The organism is Streptomyces sp. NPDC002265 (genome assembly GCF_040296125.1).
Classification (GTDB): Bacteria; Actinomycetota; Actinomycetes; order Streptomycetales; family Streptomycetaceae; genus Streptomyces.
This window is the reverse complement of record NZ_JBEOWS010000349.1, coordinates 1-10,002: the sequence shown is the minus strand read 5'-3', so window position 1 is coordinate 10,002 and position 10,002 is coordinate 1. Positions and strand designations below refer to the sequence as shown.

General features: G+C 70.3%; 8 protein-coding genes and 1 tRNA gene. 5 read left to right on the top strand and 4 right to left on the bottom strand.

All coding sequences use genetic code 11. The features are described 5' to 3' along the window. Positions 1-441: 441 nt before the first annotated feature. The gene (locus tag ABT085_RS38370; RefSeq protein ID WP_351619127.1) at positions 442-2,850 is read left to right on the top strand and encodes a peptidoglycan recognition protein family protein; all 2,409 of its coding nucleotides are present in this window, start codon (positions 442-444) and stop codon (positions 2,848-2,850) included. A 342-nt stretch (positions 2,851-3,192) separates the two neighbouring features. Here ABT085_RS38370 and ABT085_RS38365 read toward each other — a convergent pair whose 3' ends face one another. The 3 genes from ABT085_RS38365 to ABT085_RS38355 all read right to left on the bottom strand — a co-directional run bounded on the left by ABT085_RS38365 (position 3,193) and on the right by ABT085_RS38355 (position 6,626). Further along, positions 3,193-4,413 carry a YncE family protein gene (locus ABT085_RS38365; protein WP_351619124.1) on the bottom strand — a complete coding sequence of 407 codons (1,221 nt, stop codon included), beginning with the start codon at positions 4,411-4,413 and terminating at the stop codon, positions 3,193-3,195. A gap of 714 nt (positions 4,414-5,127) precedes the next feature. Beyond that, positions 5,128-5,811: a hypothetical protein gene (locus tag ABT085_RS38360; RefSeq protein WP_351619121.1), complete on the bottom strand. Its 684-nt coding sequence runs from the start codon at positions 5,809-5,811 to the stop codon at positions 5,128-5,130. Positions 5,812-5,993: 182 nt separating this feature from the next. Continuing rightward, on the bottom strand, positions 5,994-6,626 hold the full coding sequence (locus ABT085_RS38355) for an RNA polymerase sigma factor (protein ID WP_351619119.1): 633 nt from the start codon (positions 6,624-6,626) through the stop codon (positions 5,994-5,996). Positions 6,627-7,075: 449 nt separating this feature from the next. Between ABT085_RS38355 and ABT085_RS38350 the strand changes: the two genes are divergently transcribed. After that, positions 7,076-7,573 (top strand): DUF1877 family protein, encoded by a 498-nt coding sequence (locus ABT085_RS38350; RefSeq protein ID WP_351619116.1) that lies wholly within the window; start codon positions 7,076-7,078, stop codon positions 7,571-7,573. A gap of 676 nt (positions 7,574-8,249) precedes the next feature. Here ABT085_RS38350 and ABT085_RS38345 read toward each other — a convergent pair. Next, a tRNA-Gly gene (locus ABT085_RS38345) sits at positions 8,250-8,323 on the bottom strand. 248 nt (positions 8,324-8,571) lie between these two features. Between ABT085_RS38345 and ABT085_RS38340 the strand changes: the two genes are divergently transcribed. The 3 genes from ABT085_RS38340 to ABT085_RS38330 all read left to right on the top strand — a co-directional run bounded on the left by ABT085_RS38340 (position 8,572) and on the right by ABT085_RS38330 (position 9,920). Then, entirely contained in the window at positions 8,572-8,760 is a 189-nt protein-coding gene (locus tag ABT085_RS38340; protein WP_351619113.1) for a hypothetical protein, read from the top strand. Positions 8,761-8,832: 72 nt separating this feature from the next. Further along, the gene (gene dcd, locus ABT085_RS38335; protein ID WP_162468433.1) at positions 8,833-9,408 is read left to right on the top strand and encodes a dCTP deaminase; all 576 of its coding nucleotides are present in this window, start codon (positions 8,833-8,835) and stop codon (positions 9,406-9,408) included. Beyond that, positions 9,405-9,920 carry a phosphoribosyltransferase family protein gene (locus ABT085_RS38330; protein WP_162468432.1) on the top strand — a complete coding sequence of 172 codons (516 nt, stop codon included), beginning with the start codon at positions 9,405-9,407 and terminating at the stop codon, positions 9,918-9,920. The genes dcd and ABT085_RS38330 overlap by 4 nt, the downstream gene beginning before the upstream one ends. The last annotated feature ends 82 nt before the right edge of the window (positions 9,921-10,002 follow it).

Genomic DNA, 10,002 nt, shown 5'->3' with positions numbered 1-10,002 from the left:
CGCCCGGCGGGGGGTGGCGGGGGGCGCCCGCCGCCCCCGCCAAAGGGTGTCGACGGGCCGGAGTTGAGGGCGCCGCGCGGGGCCACACGCCTCGGCCTCCGGCACGGACAACGCGTCGTGTCCGTGCCGGAGTTCCTCCGGCGACGTGACGACCGATCAAGGTGAACTCGGCGTCTCACGTCCGTCTGTGCCCGGACCGTCCGCGCACGCTTTCCGGCGTGCAAGGGCCGCGAAAGCCGCCGTCGGCGTGCGTCCGTCCCTGCCCGAGTCCTGGAAATGTGATGTTTGATCGGTCGGGTGCGCTGGTATACCAGGGCACTCCGGTGACGGCTGTGCCCAGCGATGACTGATGACGACAACAAATCTTCTGGGTGGGGCATGAGAACTGAACACAGCGTCCGGCGCGGTCGCCGTCGATCCGGTTCGAAGAAGCGGACGTGGGTGGCGTTGGGGGCGGTGGTCGTCGGTGGCGGTGTGGCTGCGGCGACCGTCGCCCTGGCAGGCTCACCGGGCCATGGAGCGCCGTCCGCGCAGGGACCGATCAAGACGCATGTCCACTCACTGTCCCTGACCGGAGAAGATGCGTCGCTCAAGACGCTGGGGACCCGGTCCACGGACCCGTTCAGCATGGTCGGTGTCACCTGGAACGGCGCGCACGCCAAGTTGCGCGGCACGGTGGAGGTACGTACTCGTTCCGCCACCGACGGTCATTGGACCCAGTGGCTGAAGATGCAGCAGCCGGACGACCTCCCCGATGCCGCCGAGCTGAACCGCCCCGGCGTACGCGGCGGGATGTCCCCGATGTGGTCGGGGCCGTCGAACGGAATCCAGGTCCGCGTGACCGGCGCGGGCAGGACGACCGCGTTGCCCGCCGGGCTGCGGGTGGACCTGGTCGATCCGGGCAAGCCCGCCACCGGCGGGACGCAGGACTCCGGCATGGGACTGGCGAACTACGCCATGGATGCGACGGTCACCGACACCGCCTCCCCGACGGTCACCGACACCGCCTCGCCGACGGACAGCTCCGCCCCGGCCGACACCGCGACGGCCACCACGGGCACCGGCGCCTCGGACACCCCGACCGCGACGGACTCCGCGCCGTCCACAGACACCTCCACGGCCACGGACTCCGCCTCCGCCACCCCGTCCGCCGGGACCTCCGCCCCGACCTCGCCGAGCGCGTCCCCGACGGCCTGGCCCAGCCAGCTTCCGACGATGTCCGAGGCGTACCCGTCCTGCCCGGCCGCCCCGTCCGCGTCGGCGACCCCGCCCGACCCGACGCCGGCCGCGACCGTCTCGACGGTGGCACCGCCCACCGTGGTGACCCGGGCCGGCTGGGGCGCGGACGAGTGCGCGCGGGAATCGGGTTACCCGTCGTACGGCTCGGCGGTGAAGGCGATGTTCGTCCACCACACGGACACCACCAACAACTACTCCTGCGCCGACTCCCCGGCGATCGTGCGCGGCATCTACGCCGAGCACCTCAACCAGGGCTGGCGCGACCTGGGTTACAACTTCCTCGTCGACAAGTGCGGGACGATCTTCGAGGGCCGCTTCGGTGGGATGGCGCTACCCGTAGTCGGCGCCCAGACCTACGGGTTCAACACCAACAGCATGGGCGTGGCCGCCATCGGTACGTACACCGACCTCAGCGGCGGCGACTCCACGGCCAGCACCTTCACCGGGGCCGCGCCGAGCCAGGCGATGCTGGGCTCCATCGCCCGCATCGCGGCCTGGAAGTTCGGCATGACCGGCGTGAACCCGGGCACCGGCACCGCGTCTCTGCCCGAGGGCGCCGACGACAGCTACGGCTTCACCCTGGGCAAGAGCTACAGCTTCAACGCGATCTCCGGGCACCGCAACGGCTTCGCGACCGACTGCCCCGGCAACCAGCTCTACAACGCCCTGAGCACGATCCGTTCCTACGCGGCCGGCCCGGTCGGCGCGGTCTCCGTCACCGGGATGTCCGGCGGGGCTGCCAAGTCCGGGACGAGCTACTACACCAAGGGCGCGGCCACGGTGAGCTGGACGACCGCCACGCCGTCCGCGGTGATCTCCGGCTTCGACGTCCTGGTCGACGGCAAGGCCGCGGCCCACGCCTCCGGCTCCGCCCGCTCCGCCGCGGTCTCGGTCGCCTCCGGCAGCCACACCGTCCAGGTGCGCGCCACGCACGTCCGAGGGGCGACCACGCTCTCCGGCTCGGTCACCCTGGTCGGCGACGCCACCGCGCCCACGTTCCCGACCGCTCCCGGAGTGCAAGTGCGTACCGGCACGGTGAACTCCACCTCTGTCCCGGTCACGGTGACCTGGAAGGCCGCCGACAACGCGGCGCTCACCAAAGTCACGGCGACCTCGCCGTCCTCGGCCACCTTCGGCCCGACGGTGACCTCCTGGTCGGCCAGCGCCAAGCCCGGCACGTCGGACCTGTTCGCCCTGAAGGCGTACGACGTGGCCGGCAACTCAACCGCCGCCTCCGTCTACCGGACGCCGAACATCGTCCAGGAGACCTCCACCACCCGGACCGGCACCTGGACGCACAAGAGCAGCACCAGTTACCTGGGCGGGTACTCCTACGGTTCCTCGTCCGCCGGGGCCTCGATCAGCTGGACCTTCACCGGACGCTCGGTGGCCTGGATCGTCTCGCGGGCCTCCACCTCGGGCCAGGCGTACGTCTACGTCGACGGCACCAAGGTCACCACGGTGGACCTGAAGTCCTCCACCACTCTCTACCGCCAGGCGATCTGGACCAAGACCTGGTCGACCTCCGCCAAGCACACCCTGAAGATCGTCGTGGTCGGCACCGCGGGCCGCCCGACCGTCACCACCGACGGCATCGCAACCATCGGCTGAACCGTCGGCCGCACCTCGCGAAGGAGCCCTCCGCCACCGGGAAGTCCGGGAGCGGAGGGCTCCTTCAGACATATGAGGCATGCAGGTGTCGACGTGCATGGTGCGAGTCGCCGGGATCAGCGCGCTCTTGCAGATGCACACCCCGTCGACCTGGAATGTCGGCGGCACGGTCGGACCGTGCAGCGGATTCCGCAGATCGGTCGTGGCCGGCAAAGCGCTCGGCCGGGAAACCTCGGCCGAGCGCCTGTGCAAACCGTTCCTGTTCGGTCAACTCACGGCGTGCCACGGCCCCTTGGATCCACCGGGTTTCCGGGACCTCGCAGGTTCGTCTTCGGCACGGACTCAGTCAGAGGTGATGTGGACTGTGGCCGTACCAAAGGCATAGGCGTGACGCGCGTCTCCGTAGTACTGGACGGTGTACTGGACATCGCCCTTGGCCCTCGGACGGTCGGTGTAGCTGAACGTGCCGTCCGCGGCGACGGGCGCGGACCCGATCAGCATGCCCTCACCCGCCGTGGGGTCGTCGAGCCGCCAGATGTCGACGGTGCTCCCCGCGCCGAATCCCACGGGCGCTTCGAGCTTTCCGGCGAGGGTGAGGCCATGGTTGCGGGGTGACGAAGCGGGTGCCTGCACGGTGACGGAGGTGGCGACCTGCGGATGGTTCAGGACCCGCAGCGTCAGGGACGAAGAGTTGCTGTCCTCGGTCACGGCGAAGAGCCGGCTCCCGTCCGGGGCCCAGGCCAGGCCGGCGGACTCGAGGGTGGTGGTGGCGTAATCGGAGGGCGGCGGGAAGTCCCAGGCCGCAAAGGCCGTGGAGCTGCCCGGCGTGAACAGCCGGACGTCGGGACCGGAGGTCCCGTGGACGCCCGTCGCGACCGTGCCGTCGGGGGCGATGGCCACCGCATCGGGGGACCAGCCGGTGGCGTAGATCCCGTCGTCCGACAGGTCGGCCGTGCGCAACACCTGGTGGTAATGGGCCGCCGCGCAAGCGACGACAACCTGCCGGGCGTCCGGCGTCAGAGCGACGTCCTGCAGACTCTCGCATCCGTCCGGTCCTGGATCGACCCGCTGGGCCTGTACGCCGGCCTGGCCGGTGCTCACGTCGTACACCGCCACGGTGGCGTAGTTGCCGTCGGACTCGGCGGCGACGAGCGTGTCCGGATGCTGCGGCGTGGCGGCCAGGAGGGGCGCGCCACGGAACGTGCCGAGACCCTGGTCACGTGTGACGACCGGCTGCGTGCCGCTCAGGTCCAGGGAGCCGAGGGCGCCGTTCCAGGTGTCGATGCCGTAGCCGAACCAGATCCTCCCCCCGGCCAGCGCCAGCGAGGTCGGGCCGGCGTAGGCGCCCGCGCCGGTGCCGGTGTCGTACCGGGCGGTCTCCTGCAGCGTGGCGGTGTCGATCGCGGCGATCGCGCCGGCGTCGCGCAGTGCCACATACAGCGTCTTCGCGTCGTCGGAAAGCGCCATTCCCCAGGCGCCGGCCTCACCGCTGAACTGCTTCAGGACCTGGCCGGAGTAGTCCGTCACCACGACGTTGCCACCGAACGGGTCGCTGAGAAACACGTGTTGATGAACTGCGTCGACAGCGGTGTCACGATATGAGCTGATGGGCAGTGAGGTGCTGGTGTCCGCGGCGGCCGTGGCCGTTCCGAAGCCGAGGAGCGAGAGGCCCAGGGCAGCGGAAAGTGCTGTTCGTTCTGCGAACTGTTTTATGTGCAAGTATTCGGTCGCTTCCTTCAGCAGGACGTCTGCGAGTGAGCTACGCAGAAGGCACGACGAGCAGATCGAAAGGGCGTGTTGCTCGTCACCGCCGGCGCCTTGATCAACAGGCGGCACTTATGCAGCGCAAAGGCCCGGCCGGACGTCACACGTGGTGGATGACGTCATCGGGGACTGCTGCAGGGTTGGGTGAGACCCTGACCGAGGGCTGACAGGCATGCCCCGTCCCTCAAGTCGCGCAAGGTGGCTGTCCCGGTCGGATCGCACTCCCTTCGACCGTGGTTGACCGCCCTTCCGGGCACGCCGAGGGCACAGCGCCGGACGGCAGGAGAGGAATGCGTCTGCGTTGTCGCTTCCACGAGCCGGATGCCTGGACATCTGGGGTTCCCGAACGGTGCGTCGCCGATGCACATCGAACTGGGTGACGGCACCCGGACGTGCCTCTCGGCTCGGGAGGGTCTCTTCCCTCGTCTCGGCCGACCAGGGTGTGGTCCTGTGTCCGCCGCGGTCACACCGCTGCCGACCACCACAGCCCGCCCTCGGGGGTCGCCGGGCGGGCTACTTGTTCTTGCCGTTGCCCTGCCCGCCGTTCGCCTGGCCGTTGCCGGCAGCGGCGGTGCCGCCCGCTGTGCCTGCGGCGGAGTTCCCGGCGCTCCTGCCGGACTTGCCCGAGCCGGTCGAGTGGCTCGGCTCGGCCGCCGCGCCTGCCAGCCGTTCGGCGCAGTAGGCGGCCACCTTGTCCGTACCGCCGGCCGCCGCGATCAACCTCTGCCAGGCCGTCGCGCCGAGCGCCTTGCCATGGCCCTGGACCTGGTCGTAGGCACGGCAGTGGGCTTCGGTGTCCTGGGCGGTGGCGGGCCGGTCCGTCGGCCGGGCCTTGCCGGAGGACGATGCCGAGGCCGCGCCTTCCGGCCGGTTCGAGGCGGCCGCCGACGGGTTCGCCGTGCGTCGGCCCTGTCCGGCACCCTCGGTGGAGGGGCCGACGGAACCGATGGCCGCGACCGCCACACCGCCCAGGGCAAGGCTGGCGAAGACCACGCCGAACGTCAGCCTGACCGGGCGCCGCGCCCGCCGCTCGGCTGCCGGCCGCCAGTCGTCCCGGCGCCGGGTACGTGCACGGTGCGCACCCGCGGCGCGGACGGCCCGGAACGCGGCCACGGCCTGCTGCTCGCCCTGTGCCCCGGGATCACCCGCACGGACGGCGGCGGCCAGCGCCGTCTCCAGCGCGGCGTCCCCAGTCACGGTGTCCTCACCCGCGTCCCGAGGGTCCGACAGGGTGCCGCCGGGCCGCACACGTCGACGGCCCCCCACCCCGTCGCCGCTCAGCCGTTCACCCATGTCCGTTTCCGTTCCTGTCCGACCGCTTCGGTTCGTCCGTCATGCCGGCTCCAACGCCTTCCGGTCGATCCTGCCGCGGTTGCCGTTCACGTCGACTCCCCCAGCGCGCGGGAAGCCACATCCGTCACACCCTCCTCCGCCTCGCCACCGATACCCAGCTGACGGGCGAGGCGTTTCAGGCCCCGGTGGGCGGCTGTGCGCACCGCACCCGGCCGCTTGCCCAGGACGCGCGCGGCGGCAGGACCGTCCAGACCGACCACGACCCGCAGCAGCACGGCCTCCGCCTGGTCCTGCGGCAGTCCACGGATCAGCTCCAGAGCCCACTCCGTGGAGAGGGACTCCAGAGCCTGCTCATGAGTGTTGTACGGGCCGGCCAGATCCAGTACGTCCTGGTCGGTACCGCCGGCCTGGGGCCGCACCCGCCGACGACGCAGGTGATCCAGCGCCCGGTGCCGGGCGATGGTTGCGGTCCAGCCGCGAAAGCCGGCGCCGTCCCCCTTGAAGCGTCCGAGGTCGCGGGCTATCTCCAGCCAGGCGTCGGACGCCACGTCCTCCGCCTCGTCGCCGACGATAACCCGCAGGTAGCCCAGAAGGCCCGGCTGCACGATCCGGTAGGCGACCGCGAAGGCACTCTCGTCGCCGCGCTGCGCGCGCACGACCGCCGCACCCAGCTCCCCGTCGTACTCCTGAACACGCCGAGGTTGCCGTACCTGGCCCAAGATTGCCCTCGTTCGCACCGATCACAAGCGATTTCCCGCTGTCCGCCGCGCTCCGGTCGCAACGACGGCCCCACGACAATCAGCGCACGCTCCCACGGAAACGTCACAACGCCCAGGAGCTCTGTCCGGTACCACCCGTCTCCCAGTCCTCAGCCGCTGGATTCGGCAGGCACGACTGCGCCGGAGCGGGACCGGTGCCGTCCGAACCGGGTGACGCTTCCAGCAGGCCCCGCGCTGGAGAGGTGGGCGAGCTCGGTACTGCACCGGTAGCGGCGATCCTCACCGGTCATGGCGCCACAGGCCGCCCCCGACCCCCTCTCCGTGCCGTTCACAACTCCCCCGTGAGCGGCGCGGAGAGGACCGGACAGACCTGAGGCGAGCGGCCGCTCCCGTCTCCCGGCACCGTTGCGGCGTGTGATGTTTCGGCACTCCCGTGCGCTCCCTCTGTCATGAGTACGTACCTCCGTCTGCGAGCGGTGCCGGCTCCGGCACTGCGCAACAGCCCGGCCTGGCTGGAGCGGCTTTTCGCGAGCGACGTGGAGTCCCTCCGTCACCTGGCCGGCCGGAGCCCCGAGGAGGTCCTGGACGCGTGTTGTCTGGACCAGGAGCGCATCTACACCGGCGCTCCGTCCGAGGCTCCGGAGGTGCGGCCCCAGGCCCAGGTGGTGCTCGGCGGCCGCCCCGTGTTCCGCACCGACCGGCGCGAGCCGCCGTTGCTGGTCCTCACGGCGGCCCAGACCCGCCGGGTGGCCGGATTCCTGGAGCACGCCGACTTCGACGCACTGTGGGACCTCGCCAGGGACCGGCTGCTGCCCGGCTACGGCGGGATGACCGCGGAGCCCGAGACGTCACACACCTTCGCCATCACGCACCGGGCGCTGCGGGCGTTCTACGCGCACGCGGCCCAGTACGGGGAAGCGGTGGTGAAGTGCCGTTCCAAGGCGTGAGGAGTCGCGATCCAGGACGGGCAAGGAACCGCCGCGAGGCGGGACCTGCGGATCCCCGGGGCAAGTTCGCCTACGGCAAGACCCGGGCCGCGTGCGCCGCCGGTTCCCCTGATTCCCCGCGGTTTCCCGTCCGTTCCGGCACGAGAGTGGCACGGGCGCCTTCCGGCACACCGCTGGCGTTCGCTGTTGCCCGGTGTGGTTCGGGCTTGTCGGTGGCAGCTGGTGATGTCAAGAGTCGGGCTGTCCGTAGCGCGGGTCCGCCAAGGAACTGAAGCAGTCCGCCGAGCACGACGAGAATCATGGTTACGGCAGCGAGGTCCGAGCCCACCGCAGGACCATCCGTCCAGCCTCGGCAGTGCATCCAGGACAACAGCGAAGCCCAACAGGATGAAGCCCCAACCAGACTTCCGGGGTTCGCTGCGCTGCGCTCCCAGCCGATCGTTCGAGGTCGACATCCCCGGCAAGGCCATCAGGCAGCACCTTCGGGCGGCGGTGGCGCAGGGCCCCGGAGGTCGTCGGAATGCGACGGTCCGGAAGGACCGCCGGGAAGTTGCGGCCGGGCCGGAAGAAGACACCGGTGATCCAGACGATCAGCGTTCTGGCACGGATCCGGCACGCGGCAACTGATCACGACGGAAAGCAAAAAGGCCCGGGTCTACGACCTGGGCCTTCATCGTGGAGCGGGTGACGAGAATCGAACTCGCGCTCTCAGCTTGGGAAGCTGATGTTCTACCATTAAACTACACCCGCGTAAGACGCCGATTGATCCGGTGTCCGAATGCTCGCTCACTGTACCTCATGCCAGGCCCCCGGCGCTGAAGCCGCGGGGCCCCCGTGCGTTTCAGAGGGTGTGACAGGGGTGTGTGGGGCGGGAGTTGAGGCGTACCGTGGAGGCGTGAAGCGAGGGACCGGTGGGTGAGACGGGTCCTGGAGAGTCACCCGCTTCATCCCGTAATGTGGCTTTTGGCGTCCGGGCATCCCGGCCGGACGCGCCTCTTATGGGGAAGGGACTCCAGGACTTGATGGAGCGCACCGTCGTCCGCTGTGCCGATGGGCACGTGTTCAACACCACCTCGTTCCCGATGCAGCAGGCCGAGCGACTCGGTCCCGGGCGGCTCGTCCGGTGTCCGCGCTGCGCGCGGCTGCGCAGTTCGGTGCCGGTCAGCATCGGGCATCAGCGGCAGTAGCGGACCGTGGTGGCAGGCGCGCGGAGACGCCACGATGGTGGTGGGTCCGCGCGCCTTGCGTATCCTCGGGACGTGCTTCTCTCAGACAAGGACATCCGGGCCGAGATCGACGCCGGGCGGGTGCGGATCGATCCCTACGACGAATCCATGGTGCAGCCGTCCAGCATCGACGTACGCCTCGACCGGTTCTTCCGGGTGTTCGAGAACCACCGGTACCCCCACATCGACCCCTCCGTCGAGCAGGCCGACCTGACCCGGCTGGTGGAGCCCGAGGGCGACGAGCCGTTCATCCTCCACCCCGGGGAGTTCGTGCTCGCCAGCACGTACGAGGTCATCACGCTGCCCGACGATCTCGCGTCCCGGCTCGAAGGCAAGAGCTCGCTGGGGCGGCTGGGGCTCGTCACCCACTCCACCGCGGGGTTCATCGACCCCGGGTTCTCGGGCCACGTGACGCTGGAGCTGTCCAACCTCGCGACCCTGCCGATCAAGCTGTGGCCGGGGATGAAGATCGGACAGCTGTGCATGTTCCGGCTCAGCTCGCCCGCCGAGTCCCCGTACGGCAGTGAGCGCTACGGCTCGCGGTACCAGGGGCAGCGCGGTCCGACCGCCTCCCGCTCCTTCATCGACTTCCACCGGACGCAGGTATGAGCGCCGCGGACGAGCGGGAGAACCTGACCTACGAGCAGTTCGGCGTCGCCGTCCGCGAGCTCGCGCAGACGATCGCCGACGACGGGTTCGAGCCGGACATCGTGCTGTCCATCGCCCGCGGGGGCGTCTTCGTGGCCGGCGGGCTCGCCTACGCGCTCGACTGCAAGAACCTCCACCTCGTGAACGTGGAGTTCTACACGGGCGTGGGCGAGACGCTGGAGATGCCGGTCATGCTGGCGCCCGTCCCCAACGCGATCGACTTCACCGACAAGAAGGTGCTGATCGCCGACGACGTCGCCGACACCGGCAAGACCCTCAAGCTCGTGCACGACTTCTGCGTCGAGCACGTCGCCGAGGTGCGCTCCGCGGTGATCTACGAGAAGCCGCACTCCCTCGTCAGGTGCGAGTACGTGTGGAAGCGCACGGACGCGTGGATCAACTTCCCGTGGAGCGTTCTGCCGCCCGTCCACAAGTCGGGAGAGGCCGCCCGGCCGAACCGGGAAGCGCTCTGACCCCGAACAGGCCCCGAGCCGCCGCCCGGACGGGTCGGCCGAGGTGACAGAAGGGCTCACCGTCCGGGCCGGACGGTGAGCC